Source organism: Nocardia sp. alder85J (genome assembly GCF_020176955.2).
Lineage (GTDB): Bacteria > Actinomycetota > Actinomycetes > Mycobacteriales > Mycobacteriaceae > Nocardia.
In genome coordinates this window covers 1-19,447 of sequence record NZ_JAIUCZ020000006.1, presented here as the reverse complement: position 1 = coordinate 19,447, position 19,447 = coordinate 1, and the positions used below count along the sequence as shown (strand labels likewise).

19 protein-coding genes are annotated in these 19,447 nt (G+C 69.8%); 11 read left to right on the top strand and 8 right to left on the bottom strand.

The genetic code is table 11. From position 1 onward, the window contains the following. Positions 1-181: 181 nt before the first annotated feature. The gene (locus LBW94_RS23185; protein WP_225059382.1) at positions 182-1,141 is read right to left on the bottom strand and encodes an electron transfer flavoprotein subunit alpha/FixB family protein; all 960 of its coding nucleotides are present in this window, start codon (positions 1,139-1,141) and stop codon (positions 182-184) included. Positions 1,142-1,184: 43 nt separating this feature from the next. Beyond that, on the bottom strand, positions 1,185-1,970 hold the full coding sequence (locus LBW94_RS23180) for an electron transfer flavoprotein subunit beta/FixA family protein (RefSeq protein ID WP_225059383.1): 786 nt from the start codon (positions 1,968-1,970) through the stop codon (positions 1,185-1,187). Between the two features lie 203 nt (positions 1,971-2,173). Between LBW94_RS23180 and LBW94_RS23175 the strand changes: the two genes are divergently transcribed. The 9 genes from LBW94_RS23175 to LBW94_RS23135 all read left to right on the top strand — a co-directional run bounded on the left by LBW94_RS23175 (position 2,174) and on the right by LBW94_RS23135 (position 12,880). Continuing rightward, on the top strand, positions 2,174-2,965 hold the full coding sequence (locus LBW94_RS23175) for a class I SAM-dependent methyltransferase (protein WP_225059384.1): 792 nt from the start codon (positions 2,174-2,176) through the stop codon (positions 2,963-2,965). 41 nt (positions 2,966-3,006) lie between these two features. Continuing rightward, a complete protein-coding gene (locus LBW94_RS23170; protein WP_225059479.1) occupies positions 3,007-4,599 on the top strand; it encodes a glycoside hydrolase family 57 protein in 1,593 nt (530 codons plus the stop codon). Further along, positions 4,596-5,858, top strand: coding sequence for a glycosyltransferase family 4 protein (locus tag LBW94_RS23165; RefSeq protein WP_225059385.1), 1,263 nt, complete (start codon positions 4,596-4,598; stop codon positions 5,856-5,858). Before LBW94_RS23170 ends, LBW94_RS23165 begins: the two co-directional genes overlap by 4 nt. Positions 5,859-5,969: 111 nt before the next feature. Beyond that, the gene (locus LBW94_RS23160; RefSeq protein WP_225059386.1) at positions 5,970-6,452 is read left to right on the top strand and encodes a MarR family winged helix-turn-helix transcriptional regulator; all 483 of its coding nucleotides are present in this window, start codon (positions 5,970-5,972) and stop codon (positions 6,450-6,452) included. A gap of 24 nt (positions 6,453-6,476) precedes the next feature. Next, positions 6,477-9,095 (top strand): MFS transporter, encoded by a 2,619-nt coding sequence (locus tag LBW94_RS23155; RefSeq protein ID WP_225059387.1) that lies wholly within the window; start codon positions 6,477-6,479, stop codon positions 9,093-9,095. Further along, positions 9,092-9,919: a YceI family protein gene (locus LBW94_RS23150; RefSeq protein WP_225059388.1), complete on the top strand. Its 828-nt coding sequence runs from the start codon at positions 9,092-9,094 to the stop codon at positions 9,917-9,919. The genes LBW94_RS23155 and LBW94_RS23150 overlap by 4 nt, the downstream gene beginning before the upstream one ends. 251 nt (positions 9,920-10,170) lie before the next feature. Continuing rightward, a complete protein-coding gene (locus tag LBW94_RS23145; protein WP_225059389.1) occupies positions 10,171-11,022 on the top strand; it encodes a GNAT family N-acetyltransferase in 852 nt (283 codons plus the stop codon). A 26-nt stretch (positions 11,023-11,048) separates the two neighbouring features. Continuing rightward, positions 11,049-12,158, top strand: a complete 1,110-nt coding sequence (locus LBW94_RS23140) for a lysophospholipid acyltransferase family protein (RefSeq protein ID WP_225059390.1) — start codon at positions 11,049-11,051, stop codon at positions 12,156-12,158. A 227-nt stretch (positions 12,159-12,385) separates the two neighbouring features. Further along, positions 12,386-12,880 (top strand): ATP-binding protein, encoded by a 495-nt coding sequence (locus LBW94_RS23135; protein WP_225059391.1) that lies wholly within the window; start codon positions 12,386-12,388, stop codon positions 12,878-12,880. Positions 12,881-12,973: 93 nt separating this feature from the next. Here the strand turns inward: LBW94_RS23135 and LBW94_RS23130 are convergent, their stop codons facing one another. After that, positions 12,974-13,411 carry an ATP-binding protein gene (locus LBW94_RS23130; RefSeq protein ID WP_225059392.1) on the bottom strand — a complete coding sequence of 146 codons (438 nt, stop codon included), beginning with the start codon at positions 13,409-13,411 and terminating at the stop codon, positions 12,974-12,976. Positions 13,412-13,646: 235 nt separating this feature from the next. On the opposite strand from LBW94_RS23130, the gene LBW94_RS23125 reads away from it, so the two are divergent. Beyond that, positions 13,647-14,006: an STAS domain-containing protein gene (locus LBW94_RS23125; protein ID WP_225059393.1), complete on the top strand. Its 360-nt coding sequence runs from the start codon at positions 13,647-13,649 to the stop codon at positions 14,004-14,006. Between the two features lie 55 nt (positions 14,007-14,061). Here LBW94_RS23125 and LBW94_RS23120 read toward each other — a convergent pair whose 3' ends face one another. The 5 genes from LBW94_RS23120 to LBW94_RS23100 form a co-directional block, all read right to left on the bottom strand. Next, entirely contained in the window at positions 14,062-14,508 is a 447-nt protein-coding gene (locus tag LBW94_RS23120) for a response regulator (RefSeq protein WP_225059394.1), read from the bottom strand. Continuing rightward, positions 14,505-16,127 carry a sensor histidine kinase gene (locus LBW94_RS23115; protein WP_225059395.1) on the bottom strand — a complete coding sequence of 541 codons (1,623 nt, stop codon included), beginning with the start codon at positions 16,125-16,127 and terminating at the stop codon, positions 14,505-14,507. Before LBW94_RS23115 ends, LBW94_RS23120 begins: the two co-directional genes overlap by 4 nt. Further along, positions 16,124-17,341 carry a PP2C family protein-serine/threonine phosphatase gene (locus LBW94_RS23110; RefSeq protein WP_416276938.1) on the bottom strand — a complete coding sequence of 406 codons (1,218 nt, stop codon included), beginning with the start codon at positions 17,339-17,341 and terminating at the stop codon, positions 16,124-16,126. The genes LBW94_RS23115 and LBW94_RS23110 overlap by 4 nt, the downstream gene beginning before the upstream one ends. Before the next feature lie 240 nt (positions 17,342-17,581). Continuing rightward, positions 17,582-17,899, bottom strand: coding sequence for a hypothetical protein (locus tag LBW94_RS23105; RefSeq protein WP_225059397.1), 318 nt, complete (start codon positions 17,897-17,899; stop codon positions 17,582-17,584). After that, the gene (locus LBW94_RS23100; protein WP_225059398.1) at positions 17,896-18,150 is read right to left on the bottom strand and encodes a hypothetical protein; all 255 of its coding nucleotides are present in this window, start codon (positions 18,148-18,150) and stop codon (positions 17,896-17,898) included. The genes LBW94_RS23105 and LBW94_RS23100 overlap by 4 nt, the downstream gene beginning before the upstream one ends. Before the next feature lie 344 nt (positions 18,151-18,494). Here LBW94_RS23100 and LBW94_RS23095 point away from each other — a divergent pair, with 344 nt between their 5' ends. After that, positions 18,495-19,331, top strand: coding sequence for a SigB/SigF/SigG family RNA polymerase sigma factor (locus LBW94_RS23095; protein ID WP_225059399.1), 837 nt, complete (start codon positions 18,495-18,497; stop codon positions 19,329-19,331). Positions 19,332-19,447 lie beyond the last annotated feature (116 nt).

Sequence of the window (19,447 nt, the reverse complement as noted above, 5' to 3'; positions counted from 1 at the left end):
TTAGCAGCATCCGGCGATCGTCGCGACCGGTTCGTTACGAAACTTGCGTTCCGCACGTTGCGAATATCGAATCTTCGCAGGTTGCGTAGGTGCACCGCGGGTCGCCCGGAGGCGATCCCGGAAACGACTGCGGCCCCGGTGGTTTCCCACCGGGGCCGCAGTGCGGTGAAACGAGTGCGGGTCAGTTCTTGTGGTTCTTGACCGCCTCGGTCAGCTGCGGTGCGACGTTGAAAAGGTCGCCCACGATACCGAAATCGGTGATCTCGAAGATCGGCGCCTCTTCGTCCTTGTTGACGGCGACGATGGTCTTCGAGGTCTGCATACCGGCCCGGTGCTGGATGGCGCCCGAAATGCCCAGTGCCACATACAGCTGCGGGGACACGGTCTTGCCGGTCTGGCCGACCTGGAACTGACCGGGGTAGTACCCGGAGTCGACGGCGGCGCGGGACGCGCCCACCGCGGCACCCAGCGAATCGGCCAGCGGCTCGATCACCTTGTGGAAGTTGTCCTCGCTACCGACGCCGCGGCCACCGGAGACCACGATCGCGGCCTCGGTGAGCTCCGGGCGGCCACCGGCCACCACGGGCTGCCGGGAGACGACCTTGGTGACGCCCTCTTCCTGGGCGGGCACCTCGACGGTCACCTTCTCGCCGGCGCCGGCCTGCGCGACCGCCTCGATGGCGCCGGGACGCACCGAGATCACCGGTACGTCGCCGGTGGCCTTGGCGTCCACGGTGAACGCGCCACCGAAGATGGAGTGCTTGACGATGCCGTCGGCGCTGATGCCGATGACGTCGACCAGCAGGCCGGAGCCGATGCGCGCGGCCAGCCGGCCGGACACCTCCTTGCCCTCGGCGGTGGCGGCGACCAGCACGGCGGCGGGGGCGGCGGACTCGACCAGGCCGGCGAGCACGTCGACCTTCGGGGTCACCAGATAGCCGTCGGCATCCTCGGATTCGGCGATGTAGATCTTCTCGGCGCCGGCGGCGGCCAGGGCCTCGGCCAGCTTCTCGCCGGTGCCGGCCGCGCCGGTCACGACCGCGGCGGGCGAGCCCAGCTCACGGGCGGCGGTGAGCAGCTGATTGGTGATCTTCTTCAGTGCGCCGTCGGCGTGCTCCACGAGCACGAGTACTTCAGCCATTGTTCTTCTCTCCTGGAAGTTCGTCGAAGTCGGTGAGCCGGTGTCAGATGATCTTCTGCGACACCAGGTACGTGGCGATCTGGTTGCCGCCCTCGCCCTCGTCGGCGGACTTCTGACCGGCGGTGCGCGGCGGCTTCGGGGTCACCCCGGTGACGGCCGATCCCGCATTGCCCACACCCACGGTCGACGGGTCGATGCCCAGGTCGGCCAGGGTGAACACCTGAACTTCCTTCTTCTTGGCGGCCATGATGCCCTTGAAGGACGGGAATCGCGGCTCGTTGATCTTCTCGTTGACCGACACGATCGCGGGCAGCGTGGCCTCCAGGCTGAACACGCCCTCGTCGGTCTCGCGCTCGCCGGTGACCTTGTCGCCGTCGACGGTGAGCTTGCGCAGGTGGGTCAGCTGCGGAATACCCAGGTACTCCGCGATGATCGCGGGCACCGCGCCGCCGCGGCCGTCGGTGGCCTCGTTGCCGGCGATGACCAGCTCGACGCCCTCGACCTGGCCCAGCGCGCCGGCCAGCACCCAGGCGGTCTGCACGACATCGGAACCGTGAATGGCCGGATCGTTGATGTGGATCGCCTTGTCGGCGCCCATGGACAGCGCCTTGCGGATGGCCTCGGTGGCCCGCTGCGGTCCCATGGCGAGGACCGTGACCTCGCCGCCCTGCGCTTCCTTGATCTGCAGCGCGGATTCGACGGACCGCTCGTTGATCTCGTCGAGAATGGCGTCGGCGGCCTCGCGATCGAGGGTGTAGTCACCATCGGTGAGCTTGCGCTCGGACCAGGTATCGGGCACTTGCTTGATCAGTACGACGATGTTCGGCATTGGTCTGCGTCGACCTCCTGTTCGGTGTGCACGTGGATGGGGTCGCACGATCGGTCTCGCCGTACGTCCACGGTGTGGGCTTGATTCAGCTCTCTGCGGACATTACCCCACGCTAAGTTACTCAAGGGTAACTTAGCGCGTGACGTTCGGCATGACCGGGTCGGGGGGCAGTTATGGTAATGGCAACCGCTAACGTCGGGAGGATGAGCGAGGCTCTCTCTTATTCCCCGCCGGCGGCGTCGCCGGGTGTTGCCATCGATCCGCTGCCGCTGACCGGTGAGCGGACCGTACCGGGCATCCCGGAGGAGAACTACTGGTTCCGCCGTCACGAGATCGTCTACGCGCGATTGCTGGAACGCTGCGCCGGACGGATCGTGCTGGAGGCCGGTGCGGGAGAGGGCTACGGCGCCAACATGATCGCCGACGTCGCCGCCGCGGTGCTGGGGCTCGATTACGATGTCAGCGCCGCCGCGCACGTCCGTGCGGCGTATCCGAGGGTGGCGATGGTCCGCGGCAATCTCGCCGACCTGCCGCTGGCCGGAGCCGGCATCGATGTGGTGGTGAATTTCCAAGTGATCGAACATCTCTGGGATCAGCTCGGCTTCCTGCGGGAGTGCCTGCGCGTGCTGCGGCCCGGGGGCCGGCTGCTGATCAGCACGCCGAACCGGATCACCTTCTCGCCGGGGCGCGACACCCCGCTCAATCCGTTCCACACCCGCGAGCTGAACGCGGCGGAACTGTCGGACCTGTTGCGGGAGGCCGGTTTCCGGATCGAATCGCTGGAGGGCGTGCACCACGGGCCGCGGCTGGCCGCGCTCGACGCGAAATGGGGCGGCTCGCTGATCGATGCCCAGATCGCACGCGCCCTGGCCGGACAGCCCTGGCCCGCGGACCTGATCGCCGATGTGGCCGCCGTCCGGACCGGCGATTTCGAGCTGACCGGCGCGGATATCGACGCCAGCCTGGACCTGGTGGCCTGCGCGGTGAAGCCGTGACAGCCACGGCAGGCTCCGGGCGCTCCGCGGGCTCCGCGCCGGTGCCGATCGGGCGCTCCGCAGGCTCCGCGCCGGTGCCGGGCCAGTTCACCCTGGTGCTGCATTCCCATCTGCCCTGGCTGGCCCATCACGGCCGGTGGCCGGTGGGGGAGGAGTGGCTGTACCAGTCCTGGGCGGCCACCTACATTCCGCTCGCCCGGGTGCTGGGAAGGCTTGCCGCCGAAGGCCGTTCACATCTGCTGAGCTTCGGTGTCACACCGGTGCTGGCCGCGCAGCTCGACGATCCGCACAGCCTGGCGGGCATGCACCACTGGCTGGGCAACTGGCAGCTGCGCGCCGACGAGGCCGCCGCCGCGGGCCGGATCGCGCTCGGCCGGTACGAGCACGAGCAGGCCGCCGCGGCGCTGGCCGACTTCGAAACCCGCTGGCGGCACGGCGGTTCGCCGGTGTGGCGGGCGCTGCTGGCGGCCGGGACGATCGAGCTGCTGGGCGGCCCGCTGGCCCATCCGTTCCAGCCGTTGCTGGATCCGCGGCTGCGCGCCTTCGAACTCACCGAGGGGCTGGCCGACGCGCACCACCGCTGGGGTCACACCCCCGCCGGCATCTGGGCGCCGGAGTGCGGTTTCACCCCCGGTATGGAGGCGGGCTACGCCGCCGCCGGTGTGACGCATTTCATGGTCGACGGTCCGGCGCTGCGCGGCGACACCACGCTGGGCCGGCCGGTGTGGGATTCGGAGGTGGTGGCGTTCGGCCGCGATCTCCAGGTCAGCTATCGGGTGTGGTCCCCGAAATCGGGCTATCCGGGGCACGCCGCCTACCGTGATTTTCATCACTACGACCACGGCACCGGCCTGAAACCGGCCCGGGTCACCGGTAAGCAGATCGCGGGCCCGGACAAGGCCCCCTACGACCCGGAATTGGCCGCGGCGGCGGTGCGGCGCGACGTCGACGATTTCGTGGCGACCGTGCGGCGGCGGCTGCTGGCCGAATCCGAACGGCTGGGGCGTCCCGCGCTGGTGGTGGCCGCTTTCGACACCGAACTGTTCGGGCACTGGTGGCACGAGGGCCCGCAGTGGCTGGAGCAGGTGCTGCGGGCGCTGCCCGAGGCCGGGGTCACCGTCGGCACGCTCGCCGACGCGCGTGCGAACGGCTATGTGGGAGAGCCGGTTCCGCTGGCCGACTCGTCCTGGGGCTCCGGCAAGGACTGGCGGGTGTGGGCCGGTGACCAGGTCCGGGACCTGGTGGATCTCAATGCGGACATCGTGCGGCTGGCGCTGGACACCCTCGACAAGTCCGCCGCCGAGACCGGCCGCGCGGGTCTGCGCGACCGGGTGGCCGACCAACTGTTGCGCGAGGCGATCCTGACCGTGTCCAGCGACTGGGCCTTCATGGTCAGCAAGGATTCCGCCGCCGGCTACGCGCGCGACCGGGCCCACCAGCACGCGCACGCGGTCCGGGAGCTGGCGGCGGCCCTCGCCGCCGGGCATCCCGCGCGGGCCCGGGACCTGGCCGCCGGCTGGGCGGCCGCCGACGGTCTGTTCCCGGCGCTGGACGCGCGCCGGTTGCCCGGCGGCCCGACGCGCGTAACCGCGCGCGAGCAGGTAGCTTCCGTAGGCACGGAGGGACCAGCATGAAGATCTTGATGGTGTCGTGGGAATACCCACCGGTGGTCGTCGGCGGGCTGGGACGGCACGTGCACCACCTGGCCACCGAACTGGCCGCCGCGGGGCACGAGGTGGTGATGCTGGCGCGCCGCCCGATGGGCACCGACGCCTCCACCCATCCGACCCACTCCTTCATCGAGGACGGCGTGCTGGTGGTCGCGGTCGCCGAGGACCCGCCCTGCTTCGACTTCGGCGAGGACATGCTGGCGTGGACGCTGGCCATGGGGCACGCGATGGTGCGCGCGGGAATCGCCTTGAGCAAACCCGGGATCGCCGACGGCTGGACCCCGGAGGTGGTGCACGCGCACGACTGGCTGGTGGCGCACGCGGCCATCACGCTGGCCGAATACTACGACGTACCACTGGTTTCCACGATCCACGCCACCGAGGCGGGCCGGCACAGCGGCTGGGTGTCGGGCCGGGTGAATCGTCAGGTGCATTCGGTGGAGTGGTGGCTGGCACGGGATTCCGACGCGCTCATCGCCTGTTCGGCGTCGATGCAGGACGAGGTCGAGCGGCTGTACGGTCCGGGCCTGGCCCGGGTGTCGGTGATCCGCAACGGAATCGACGTGGGCTCGTGGACCTTCCGGGACCGCGCCCCGCGCTCGGGTCCGCCGCGGCTGCTGTACATCGGCCGGCTGGAGTACGAGAAGGGCGTGCAGGACGCCATCGCCGCCCTGCCGCGCATCCGCCGCGCGCATCCGGGCGCCACGCTCACGATCGCCGGTGTCGGAACGCAATTCGACTGGTTGCAGGAGCGCGCCCGGGTGCACCGGGTGGCGCGCGCGGTGAATTTCGTGGGGCGGCTGGATCACGCGGAACTGCTGGGCTGGCTGCACGGCGCCGACGCGATCGTGCTGCCGAGCCGGTACGAGCCGTTCGGGATCGTCGCCCTGGAGGCGGCCGCGGCCGGCATCCCGCTGGTGACCTCCACCGCGGGCGGCCTCGGTGAGCTGGTCGTCGACGGCGTCACCGGCGCCTCCTTCGAGCCCGCCGACGTGAACGGCCTGGTCGACGCCGTCTGCGTGGTGCTCGACGATCCGGTCGCCACCCAGGACCGGGCACGGGCCGCCCGCGCGCGCCTGACCGCGGATTTCTCCTGGGACGTGGTCGCCACCGAGACGGTGCAGGTGTACGAATCCGCGAAGCGCCGGGTCCGCAATCCGCTGGCCCGGCCTCCCATCACTGAACGTCCGCTCCCCGAACGAGATCCGGGCAATCCGCTGTAGTATTCCGGGCGGTTTGCTGGACACTTGTCCCGGCTGGGTATAGTTGCGGACGCCAAGTATTTGCAGAAGCTAAGTAAATAATTGTGAGAACTTTCAGTAAGGGGACAGATCATGGCCGTTGCCGCCCATGATCCGAGTGTCACCACCGCCGACCTCGACACGGCCGATCGCCTCGGTATCCAGCTCGGTAGATTGGCGCGGGCGCTCGGCCGGTCGAAACTCCGGCAGGATCCGGACGTGCCGAGCGGAGTGGAACGATCGGCGATCGGCATGCTGGGCCGCCTGGTGCAGGACGGGCCGCAGCGGACCGGCAAGCTCGCCGAACTGCTGGACGCCGAACCGTCGACGATCAGCAGGCAGACCCGCTCGCTGGTATCGCACGGCCTGGTGGAACGCCGGGCCGATCCGGTCGACGGCCGGGTGTGCGTCCTCGCGGCCACCGACGCGGGCGCCCGGCTGTTCGAGGCGACCCGCCGGCGCCGCAACCTCCGGCTCGCCGGGCTGTTATCGGGCTGGCCGGAGCAGGATCGGCGGACGTTCACCGATCTGCTCGAGCGATTGATCAGCAGCGTGGAGACGACGACGACGGCCTAGCCGTCCGAACAGGGCATCGACTACATGACGACACCGAGTATCGACTCATCCGCGGCGCCTCCGGCGCTGTCGCACCGCCAGATCCTCACCATTCTCTCCGGGCTGTTGCTGGGCATGTTCCTGGCCGCGCTCGATCAGAACATCGTGAGCGTCGCGATCGTGCGAATCGCCAACAGCCTGCACGGATTCGACCAGCAGGCCTGGGCGACCACGGCGTACCTGATCACCTCGACGATCAGTACCCCGTTGTACGGCAAGCTCGCCGACATCTACGGCCGCAAGCCGTTCTTCCTCGCCTCGATCGGGATCTTCGTCGCCGGCTCGGCGGCCTGCACCTTCGCCGGGTCGATGTACGAGCTGGCCGGGTACCGCGCATTCCAGGGTCTGGGGGCCGGCGGGCTGATGTCGCTGGTGCTGACCATCATCGGCGATATCGTGCCGGCCCGCGAAAGGGCCCGGTACCAGGGCTATTTCATGATGGTCTTCGGCACCTCGACGGTGCTGGGGCCGGTGCTGGGCGGGCTGTTCTCCGGTTACGACCGCCTCTGGGGACTCGAGGGCTGGCGCTGGGTCTTCCTGGTCAACGTGCCGATCGGCCTGATCGCCCTGGTGGTGGTCGCCAAGGTGCTGAACCTGACGCATCAGCCGCGGCGGGTCCGGGTCGACTGGTACGGCGCGGTGGCGCTGGCGATCTGTGTGGTGCCGTTGCTGATCGTGGCCGAGCAGGGGCGCGGCTGGGGCTGGGGGTCGACCGACGCGCTGATCTGCTTCGGTCTCGGTGCCGTGGGGCTGGTGTTGTTCGTCGTGGCCGAGGCGCTGATGGGGGATGCCGCGCTGATCCCGCTGCGACTGTTCCGCAACACCACCTTCACCGTGACCATCGTCGGCGGTTTCATTCTCGGCGTCGCGATGTTCGGCTCGCTGAGTATGGTGCCGCTGTATCTGCAAGTGGTGCGCGGGTTCTCGCCGACGAAGGCCGGTCTGCTGATGCTGCCGATGGTGGCGGGCATCATGGTCGGCTCGCTCACCTGCGGTCAGGTGGTGCGGCGCACCGGGCGCTACAAGATCCTGCCGGTGATCGGTACGGTGATCATCTCGGCCGGCGCCGTGCTGTACGCGCAGGTGCGTTACGACAGCCCGCTGTGGGAGCCGTTGCTGGTGGCCGCGCTGCTCGGGCTCGGACTGGGTTGCTGTATGCAGACATTGGTGATCGCGGCGCAGAACGCCGGTCCCCGTTCGGATATGGGGGTGTCGACCGCGTCGGCGACCTTCTTCCGGCAGGTGGGCGGCACGCTGGGGGTGGCGGTGTTCCTGACCATCCTGTTCGATCAGCTGCCGCGAAAGATCCTCGCCGCCTTCGGCGGGCTGCTGCCCGATGGCTTCGACACGTCGAAACTCGGTGACATCCAAGCGAATACGTCGCTCATCGCGACGCTGCCGGCGACGGTGCGCGATCCCATCCTGATCGGTTTCACGAATTCGCTGCACGTCGTGCTGTACTCGACCGCGGGCGTGGCGCTGCTGGCGTTCGCGGTGCTGCTGTTCATGAAGGAGATCCCGTTGCTCGACCCGGCGGCGAAGCCGATCGAACAGACCCCGGCCGACGATCCCGAGTGGGCCGAGGATCAGGTCTATCTCGGTGCCGCGCAGGCGATCTCGGCGCCGGAGCCGATGCTCGCGGTGGAGTCCGCGGACACCGAGGCGGAACGGGCCCGCTACGCCGCGCTCAGCAGCGGCCTGAAGGCGGCGCTGGCCGACGGCAACGGCTTCGCCGGGCACGGGATGCCGCGGCCGGCCGCCGATCCGGCGCCGCGGCCGGCCGATTCCGCGCAGGCCGCGATCTCGATGCTGCCGGAGGCGGCGCAGTCCGGCGGCGAGGGCGACCTCGGTGGCCGGGTGCTGCGCGCCGGCGGCGGCCCGATCACCGGTGCGGTACTCACGCTGATCGATCAGCGCGGCCACCAGGTCGCGCGGGCCCGCGCCGACCGCGGCGGCAATTTCGGCATGCCACAGCCGGTTCCGGGGAAATACGTGCTGATCGTGTCGGCCGGCGGCTACCAGCCGACCGCGCTGAACCTGGTCGTCGACGACTGTCCGCAGCGGGTGGAGATCACGCTGCACGGTTCCGGCGAGCTGTCGGGCGTGGTGCGCCGCGAAGGCAACGGCGAGCCGGTGCCCGGGGCCACCGTCACGCTCACCGATATGCGCGGTGAGGTGGTCGGGGCGACCGTCAGCGGCCCGGACGGTGGATACTCCTGTCAGGGCATGGTGGCCGGGGTCTACACCCTGGTCGCCGTCGCCCAGCGGCTGCGGCCCGCCGCGGCCACCCTGTCGGTGCCGGAGACGGGTGTGCTGCACTACGACATCGAACTGGCCTCGATGGCGGTGCTCACCGGTGCGGTCTCCGCCGACGGGCGGCCGGTGCCGGACGCCTGGGTCACCGTGCTCGACGAATCGGGCACGACGATGGGCAGCGCCCGCACCGACGGCGACGGCCGGTACGTGGTGCCCGATCTGTCCGAGGGCAGCTACCACGTGGTGGCCCGCGGCTACCCGCCGGTGACCACCCGGGTGACACTGTCCTCGGGCGAATTCGACCACAACGTACGACTGGGTTACGACCAGACGGAGGAAATGCAGTGACCGGCCTCAACGTGCAGATTCGCACCCCCAACGGCTGGCCGATCCCGGACGCGGTGCTGACCGTCACCGATCTCGAGGGCCGCCAGCTGGTCCGCGCCGTCGCCGACGGATCCGGTGCGGTGGCCACCGGGCCGCTGCCGCCGGGGATGCACACCGCGGTGGTGACCGCGCCCGGCTATCAGCCCGAGGCCCGGATCGCCCGTATCGGCGCCGACGGCAGCGGTCTGCTCGGCGAACTGCGACTGACTCCGGAGGCGACGGCGATCGAGCTGCCGCCGCCGGGGCCGTGGACCATCGACCCGGAGCACTCCACGGTGGTGGCGACCGCGCGGCACATGGGTATCGCCAGCATCCGGGGCCGGTTCGCGGAGGTCGGCGGCCGGCTCGACATCTCCGAAACCTTCGAGCACTCCACGGGATACGCCGAGATCAAGGCGGCGAGCGTGGACACCGGCGTGCGGATGCGTGACGACCACCTGCGGTCCGCGGACTTCCTCGACGTGGAACATCATCCGGTGATCTCGTTCACCGGCAACGGATTGCGCCGCACCGGCAGCGAGACCTGGGTGATGACAGGCGAACTCGATTTGCGTGGCCGCCGGCGGCCGGTGGAGCTCGCGCTCACCTACGGCGGCTGCGGCCCGGATCTGTACGGCGGCACCCGGGCCGCCTTCCATGCCGAAACACTGTTGCACCGTGACGATTTCGCGATCGACTACAACGCCATGGTGCGGGTCGGCGTCGCTGTCGTCGGCGCCACGGTGAAGATCGACCTGGACATGGAGCTGGTACAGGGGGAGAGCCTGCCGGCGGCGGAGAGCTGAGCGGCGCCCGGCGGGTCATGGGTCAACCTGCGGAGCTGGCTGTTCCGACGACCCGCATGTGGTGTTGTCCGCCGGTCCGGCCGGGCCGGTCCGCTGCGGCGGCCGGCTCGGCCGTTTTTCCGCCGGGTGAGCGAACGCCGGGCAGCGCGGGGGTGAACGTCGTGTGTGACCGGCATCTCGTTCACCGGACTGGCATCGGGACGACACTCACAGGTTGCCCCGGGGCCGACTCGGGCTGGCTTCATCAGGTCATGACAACACCGGCAGTGTCATATCCCAGCCTGCTTCCGACGTCATCGCCCGCGGTATCGCGTCCGGCGGAGCCGGGTGCGGCAGGCTCACAGTACTCCCTGGTCGTATCGTCCGATCCCGAGCATCGGCGGGCCGCGCAACAGCTGCGGTACCGGGTGTTCAAGGGGGAGCCCGGATTCGACATCCCCGACAACGCCGAGGGGCTCGACGCCGATCGGTTCGATGCGCACTGCGACCATCTGCTGGTCCGCGACAATGCCACCGACCGGTTCGTCGGTTGCTACCGGATGCTGCCGCCGGACAAGGTCGCCGCGGCCGGTGGCTATTACACGGCAACCGAATTCGACCTCACCGCGATGGATCCCGGTGGCCGCCGGATCGTCGAGATGGGCCGGGCCTGCGTGGTGCCCGAACACCGCAACGGCTCCGTGGTGACCCTGATGTGGGCGGGCATCCTGCACTACATCCAGCTCACCGGCTACGACTGGGTGATGGGCTGCGCGTCGGTACCGATGCAGGAGAGCCCGGCCGATCCGGTCGGGGTCAACGTGCGCGGGGTCCGCGATTTCGTGCTCGCCAAACATGCCGCCGATCCGGCGCAGTGGGCGGTGCCGCATCGTCCGGTGGTCGTCGACGGCCGTACCCTCGACGAACTGCCGGCCCCGGCCCGGCCGAAGCTGCCGCCGCTGGTACGCGGTTATCTCCGGCTCGGCGCCTGGATCTGCGGGGAGCCCGCCCACGATCCGGACTTCGCGGTGGCCGACTTCGTGGTGCTGCTCGGACTGGACACCATCAACCGCCGCTATCTGGAGCGGCTGCAATCGGCCGCGAACACCTTCGACGGCCGGTAACCGCCGAAGAGGACGGACGGAGACATATGCCCGCCTCGAACCCGCCCGGCGCCGCCGGGTTGTCCTGTCCGCCGGCCGCGCCGGTGCACGCCTGGATGCCCACCAGCCCGTGCGTGCCCAGTTGTGTGGACGTGCCCGCGCAGGCCGGACGCCTGCGGGTGCTGGCCCGGATCGCCGCGGTGGCGGGCCTGCTGGTCAGCTTTCCCGCGGTGAACCTGGCCACCCCTGGCCCGCTGCGGCCGCGACTGCATCGCCGCTATGCCCGGACATTGTTGCGGTCCTGCGGAATTCGTATTCGCATCCTCGATCAGCGCGACGTCGATGTCCGGGGCGGCGATGAGCCGGCGCGGGCCCGGCGGCGCGGGCGGGCGCTCCTGCGCAGCGGTGGACAGGTGCCGCTCCTGCGTCGCGGCAGTGGACAGGTGCCGCTCCTGCGTCGCAGCGGCGACGGCCGGGGGCTGCTGGTGGTCTCCGCGCACGTCGGCTGGACGGATGTGGTCGCGCTGGCGGCGGTGTCGCCGATGGGCTTCGTCGCGCGCGGCGATCTGATCGAATGGCCGATGCTCGGCGGCCTGGCCCGGATCATGCGCGTCATCCCGATCCATCGCGAGCGGTTGCGGCAGTTGCCCGAGGTGATCGCCACCATGTCGCAGCGGCTGGCCGCCGGGGAGCGGATCGGCCTGTTCCCGGAGGGCACCACCTGGTGTGGCCGTGCACACGGATCGTTGCGCCCGGCGCTGTTCCAGGCCGCGATCGGCACCGGCACCCCGGTGCAGCCGGTCCGCATGCGTTACCTGGACGCCGCCGGTGAACTGACCACGGTCCCCGGTTTCGTGGGCGTGGACACCTTCCTCGATTCGGCCCGCCGGGTACTGCGGTCCAAGGGAGTGGTCGCCGAGGTCACGCTGCTGCCCGTGCAGCCGCCCGGGGACGACCGGCACGAACTGGCCCGCCGGTGCGAGCGAGCCATGCGCGGCCCGGAGGTTCTCGACATCGACGCGCACGCCACCGCGGTGGGTAGCGGCCCGACCCGGGCGATCGTCCCGGATCATCCCGGCACGCCGGAGGTGGCCGTCGTGGCCGGTGACGGCCGGTTCCCGGCCGTCACCGAGCGGTCCGTCCCCGGACCGCGTTAGTACCGGACCGGACCCGGTCCGGCGGACGGCGCGCGGTGTCCGTACCATCGGACCCGGCCGGGTCGTCGAGCGGATTCGCAGACCGTGGCCGTTTTCCCCGATACCTGTTGGGTACGTCTCGGGAAAACGGGACGGACAGAACAGGTTGTGATCGGGTGGTGGACAACACGCGGAGGTCACCGCGGCGCGGTGGAGCGGGCCGGGGCCGGCTCCGGAGCGTCGGGCCGGTGGGCAACGGCGGGACCGGTCCGGGCAGCAGCGGCGCCGGACGCGACAGCGACGCGCAGACCGCCGCCGAGGGTTTCGAGGTGAGCATGCCGGCCTATCTCGGCGAGTTCCGGTCGCGGGTGCCGGCCGTGGTGGGGCAGTTGTCCATGTTGCGTGCTGTCGCCGAAACTGTACTGCTCACAGCGGATTTCACACTCGATGTGGTCACCGATGTCCGGGTGGCGCTGGACGAGGTCGCCACCGCGCTGATCCTCGCCGCCGATTCGGGCCGGCAGATCGAATGCGAGATACGATACGACGCCCACGGTGTGGACGTGCGGGTGTCGCTGGTGGCGCGGACCGAGACCGCGCTGGAGGACGACAGCTTCGGCCGGCACATCGTGGCGGCGCTGACCGACCGGCTCGAGACCTCCTGCGGGCCCTTCGATCCGGACCTCGGCGGTTATCCCGTGGTCGTGCGGTTCGCGCGGCAACGTGACGTGGACGATTTCTGAGCCGTCCCGGTGAGACCGTTCCCCGCGGGCCGTCCGCCTCGGACCCGTGGTCCCGATCGGCCGGCACCGCACAGCAGCGCGCGCGATCGCGGCTCAGTGCAGGGCGTGCAGTTCCACGGTCGCCCGCAGTTCCACGGTCGTCCCCGCCGGACTCGTCGAGATGAACGTGTCCGGGACCACCGCGCGCATGATCGCGAGGCCGCGTCCGCGGAGCGTGTTCGGATCGCTGTCGGCCGTCTTCCAGTGACCGCCGTCGACGATCGTGATCCGCAGCACCTCACCGAGCAGTTCGCCGTCGACGCGGATCGTGCCCGCCTCCGGCTGCTCGGCGACATAGGCGTGCTCCACGGCGTTCGTGCACGCCTCGGTGACGGCCAGTACCATGTCGGCAGTACGGTCCGCGCCGAGACCCGCCTGGGTCAGCCATTGGCGTAATGTCCGCCGCAAGGGCGCCAGTGCGGATGGCTGCGCGGGAAACGTGAGTCGGAGCGGAGCCGGGGATTGCACCCATCGCAAGCGCGCAGTTGGCATCCTGCACAGTCCTCTCTGCTCACCGACCTTCGGAAACCTCTGCACGCCTGGAGACATACCCTTGTGGTGCGGACTTATTCGACGGTCCGGACAAGTGGGGTGGCGGCAGCCGATATCGGCCCGGCCGATTCGACGGCGCGGAAACGGGTAAGCCGATGCCGGGCGACTGCCGGATCGACGACACGACGGGTCGGCCCACGGCCGACCGGCCGGGAACGACAGAGAGGAAGTGACCGTGAGCGACGGCGGAGTTTCGCAACTGCTGACCGTGTCGCAGCGTCACCACGGTGACATCGTGGTGGTGGCTGCCCAGGGGGAGATCGATATCACCTCCGCACCACAGTTGAGCGCCGCGCTCGAGGCCGTCGGCGCGGAGGGGTTCGCTCCGATCGTCGACCTGTCCGGGGTCGATTTCATGGGTTCGGTGGGGCTGAGCGTGCTGCTGGCCGCCTCCGAACAGCTCGGTGGCGACCGGCTGCGCGTCGTGGTCTCGGCGCAGGTGCGCCGGCCGCTCGAGGTGACCGGGCTGGACAAGATCCTGGACCTGTTCGACTCCCTCGACCAGGCGCTGGCCGGGCCCGGGTCCGCGGTCTGAGATTCACCGCCGCGGCAGCGGCCATTCGTTCACCGCCGCGGCAGCGGCCATTCGTTCACCGCCGACCGCGGGGCAGCCGCACCACCTGGACGAAGAAGTCGTCGATCTGTTTGATGGCGGCGACGAACTGGTCCAGATCGACCGGTTTGGTGACGTACGCGTTGGCGTGCAGTTCGTAGCTGCGCAGGATGTCCTCCTCGGCCGCCGAGGTGGTGAGCACGACGACCGGGATGGACGCCAGATCCGGGTCCGCCTTGATCCGGGCGAGCACGTCGCGCCCGTCGTATTTGGGCAGGTTGAGATCGAGCAGGATCAGATCCGGGCGGCGGGCGTCGGTGTACTCGCCGCGCCGGTACAGGAACTCCAGGGCCTTCTCGCCGTCGGTGCAGACGTGCAGCGTGTTACCGATCTTGTTGTCCTGGAAGGCTTCCCGTGTCATCAGCTCGTCGGCGGGATCGTCCTCGACCAGGAGGATATCGATCGGCTGGGCGGGACTGGTCATGGGCGAGGTCCTTCGCTGTCGTGATCGGTCAGGGCGGTGCGGATTTCGGGCGCCGGGGTGGATCCGACCAGGGTGAAGCAGATACGGGTGCCGGTGGTGTACTCGGTGTCGATCCAGATCCGGCCGCCGTGGTGTTCGACGATCTTCTTCGCCATGGCCAGGCCGATCCCGGTGCCGCCGTATTCGTCGCGGTTGTGCAGGCGCTGGAAGATGACGAACACCTTGTCGGTGAATTGCGGCTCGATGCCGATCCCGTTGTCCTCCACGGTGAACTGCCAGCCCGGTTCGGCCGGCTCGCAGGTGATCCGGATCTCGGGGGGGCGGTCGCCGGCGCGGAACTTGATGGCGTTGCCGATCAGGTTCTGCCACAACATGGTCAACAGTACCGGCACACCCTCGATCCGGGGTAGCTCGTCCGGGCGCTCGACGTGTGCGCCGCTGTCGTCGATGGCGGTCGCGAGGTTGGCCAGGGCGCGATCCAGCGGCTGGGCCAGGTCGATCGGCACGGTGTCGTCGGTCATCCGGCCCACCCGCGAGAAGCTCAGCAGATCGTTGATGAGCACCTGCATGCGTTTGGCGCCGTCGACGGCATAGGCGATGTACTGGGTGGCCCGGTCGTCGAGTTTGTCGCCGTAGCGCTTCTCCAGCAGCTGGCAGAACGAGGCCACCTTGCGCAGCGGTTCCTGGAGGTCGTGCGAGGCGACGTAGGCGAACTGCTCCAATTCCGCGTTGGAGCGCCGCAATTCGGCGGCCTGCGCGTGCAGGAAGGTCTGCTGTTCCTGCAACCGGGTCTCCTGGACCCGCGACGAGTCCAGTTCCGCGACGATGCGCCGGCGCATCTCCTCCACCGCAGTCGCGACCGCGGCGACGTCGGCCGGGCCGTGCACGTCGATGTGAAAGGTGAAGTCGCCGTCGGAGACTCGGCGGGAGGCGTCGGTGAGATCGGCCAGCGGCCGCACGACGAGACGGCGGACCAGCACCAGCAGGATGAATCCGGTGGCCAGGTAGATGGCCAGCAGTCCCAGCAGGATGCCGTCGCGCACACTGCGGGAACGGTGCAGCTGCGTGGAATCGGTGGTGACCTCGTCCGCCAGGTGCCGGTTCTGTTGCGCGAACAGCTCACGGATGCCGTCGAAATCGCGTTTGCCCTGTACCGCGTCGGTGTCGCCCTGCGCGCGGGCCACGGCGGGGGAGGCGATCAGAGGCAGGACGTACGCGGTGCGCCAGCGCTGGACGGCGGTCTCGATGTCGTCGAGATCGGTCGTCGACTGTTGGTCGCCGGTCACCAGGCTCCGCAATTGCTGGGCCGCGTCGTGTTCGGCGGTGACGCCCTGGTTGTAGGGGTCGAGGAACTGCGGCTGCCCGGTGATCACGAAACCGCGGACACCTGTTTCCTGATCGAGCAGGGCGGACTGGAAGCGCAGGGCCTCCCGTTGCGCGGGCAGCGACCGATCCAGCAGCTGATCGCTGGCTCGAGCCGTGGTCGAGATCACGCGCCCGCCCAGCACGGCGCCGAGGACGACCACGAGAATCATCGCGCCGAGCACGGCCTGGAACCAGGCGCGGGTGGTGAGCCGACCGGCCGGATTACGCGGTTCAGGTGGTTCGTCTGCTGTCATGGTGCCGTTCGGTGTCGTCGCCAGTGGAGGTAGAGGATCGCGACATCGTCGTCGAGACCGCCGGACGGCGCCGCGAGGCCCTCGACCCGGTTGATCAGCGCGTCCAGGAATTCGTCCGGCTCGTCGGCGGGGACGGAACGCGCCAGCGCGAGCAGCCCTTCCTCGCCGAGCCGGCCCCGGTTCCGATCGATGCAGCCCTCGAACAATCCGTCCGTGAACAGGGCCAGCGCCGCATCCGCCGGCAGGGGCAGGGCGGTCTCGGGCCAGCCCGCGCGGTCGCCGGCGCCGAAGCCCAGCGCCGGTCCGCCGGGGACCTCGACCCACTCCCAGCCGCCGGCGGAGTGCACCAGCGCGCCGGGATGACCCGCACGCAGCACCCGGGCGGTGTGCTCGGTGGCCGACAGCGTGAGGGCGGTGGCGGTGGCGAAGGTCTGCCGATCGGAGCGTTCCGCCAGCAACACCTCCTCCATCAGCTGCAACTGCCGTGCCCCCGTGACGCCGCTCAGTACCAACGTACGCCATGCCAGTCGCAGGGCGACCCCGGTCGCGGCGGCGTCGGGACCGTGCCCGGACACATCACCGATGACGGCGTGCACCGTGCCGTCGGGGTCCTCGACCACGTCGTAGAAGTCGCCGCCCAGCAGCGCGTGGGCGCGGCCGGGCCGATAGCGCGGCACCACCACCACCGCGGCGTCGGGCCGCAGTAGCGGAGTGGGCAGCAGCCCGCGTTCCAGGCGCGCGTTCTCCTCGGCCCGCAACTGACTGGCCTGGAGTGCGGCGCTGGTGCGCTCGGCCTGTTTGCGCTGGACGGCGTAGCGGACCGCGCGGCCCAGCAGGTCGGGCTCGACCCGGCCCTTGACCAGGTAATCCTGCGCGCCGGCGGCCATCGCGGCCAGGCCGACGAGTTTCTCGTCGAGGCCGGTGAGCACGACCACCGCGGCTTCGGACAGGGCTCGCACCCGGCCCAGCGCTTCCAGGCCCTGCGCGTCGGGCAGGTTCAGGTCCAGCAGGACGCAGTCGGGGGTGCGCTCGCGCAGGTGCTCGGCGGCCTCGGACATCGACCGCACCCAGTCCAGCCGGATGCTCAGGTCGCCGTCCTCGACCAGCGCCTCCACCAGCAGCGCATCGGCGGGATCGTCCTCGATCAGCAGGACGTCGGCCCGGGTGGCCGTGGTGCCGCCGGTGCCGTCGGGTGTGTCAGGCCACACGGGCACCACCCCGGCCGCGGCCGGCGCAGGACATGTATTCCGCCGGCCGGGCAGCGGATTCGACGGACACCGGCTCGCGGCTTGCCGGTTTCGGCAACGCATGGACTCCCATCACCCGCGATGCGCACAGCGCAAAGGACAGCCCCGCGGCCGGTTTCTGGACCACGAGGCAGTCAGATCGTATCCGATGTTGTGTCGCACGCGCAGCAAACGTCCCGGGACCGGCACGGTACCGGCCGGTCCGGGCTACTTCTTCGGGATGAGGATGCCGGACAGATCGGCGTTGCGAATGGGGGTGTCGGGGTTGGCCTGCGCCTTGCACATCAGCGTGATGGCGCCGATGGCGGCGTCGACGGTGTCGGGGGAGGGCGTCTCGGTGACCTTGGTGTCGTTCTGGAGGTATTTTCGGACGGTCACCCGCTGCTTGTCCTGATCCTGGGCGGTGAACTCCGAGCAGGGGGTGTCGCCGCCCTTGTTGACCGCTTCCTTCGCCTTGTCGCAGCCGCCGAGCAGCAGCGTGGTCAGGGCGAGGGCGGCCGCCGCGGCGGCGGGCCCGCGCCTCACGACCGCCGCTCCCGCCGCGAGCGGCAGCGCACGTATTCGGCGCCGATCCAGGCGACACCCGCCACCAGCGCGACCGCGGTGGCCACTGAGCCGCCCAGCACCCGGGGTGCGGCGCCGCCGGTGACCGTCCAGGCCATCGTCGCGACACCGAGCAGCAGGAGCAGCACACCGGGCCAGTCGATGGTGTCGAGGAGGGCGTCCGGCGGTCCGGGTGGGGTGGCGGCGGGCGGGGTCGGTGACGGTGCGGTCATCGAAGGCAACTCCTTCCGGTGGGTGGCGACTTCCGAGGTCCGGATGCCCCCGCGAGCGGTGGTGAAACGCGTGGTGCGGGTCGGTGGCCGGACGGGATCACCACGTGCGGCGGATTTCTTCCCGGCGGCTGTTTCGAGCCCGGAGGAGTGGGTATCCGCGGCTTTCGGATGACGAAAGAGATACGACTGTGATCCATCGCCGCGACGGCGGGGGAATGCCGGACGGGTGACCTGCATAAACAGACAATGATCTGTGTCGCTCGTCACAGTGCAGGATTCCGACGCGGCGGACTGGGTAACGAACCAATACACGGAATCCTCGGATCCCACAGTGAGGAATTGGTATGTCCAATGAATACGCGGCTCGCACCGGAGCATCTGTCCGCGACAAGAGCAAGGGCGATTCATACGACGACATCGAGCCCTGGCTGACGAAGCTGGCCGATCTTCCCTCCGACAGCATCGAGCACGATCGGTTGCGGTCGGAGATCATCGCGAGGTGCCTGCCGCTGGGTGAGCACATCGCTCGTCGTTACAGTGGCCGCGGCGTCGACTTCGACGACCTGGCCCAGATCGCCGCGGTCGGGGTCATCCTGGCCGTCGACCGGTTCGATCCGGGTAACGGGGCTCCGTTCCTGTCGTTCGCGGTGCCCACGATCATGGGTGAGGTCCGGCGCTACTTCCGGGACAGCACCTGGGCGGTGCGGGTACCCCGGCGGATCAAGGAGATCCAGCAGCGCCTGACCACCGTCGTGCCGGAGCTGTCGCAGCGGCTGGGCCATTCGCCCACCGCGCAGCAACTGGCCGACGAACTCGGCATCGAGCCGGGCGAGGTCACCCAGGCGCTGATCGCGAGCAACTGCTACACCACCGATTCCCTGGATTCCGATTCCGGCGGCGGTGACGACGGCGGCGACCGGCCGGTCTCCCAGCTCGAGAAGCTGGCTGTCGAGGAGAACGGCTTCACCCTGGTGGAGGAGACGCTGACCGCGGCTCCGCTGCTGGCGGCGCTGCCCGAGCGCGAACGCCGCATCCTGATCATGCGCTACGGCCACGGCAAGACCCAGGCCGAGATCGCCCGCGAGATCGGCGTCTCGCAGATGCAGGTCTCCCGCCTGCTCTCGCGCACCCTGGCCGGGCTGCGCGAGCAGGCGCTGCCGGCGCTCACGCACGTGGCGTGACGCCGGGCCGCACGGGCCGGCGTCACACCGGGCGGCGCGGCGACCTCCGCCCGTGCGCCGGGGACGAATCGTGCGAGCTGTTCGTCGTCGGCGAGCAGATCGTCACCGGTAGCAGC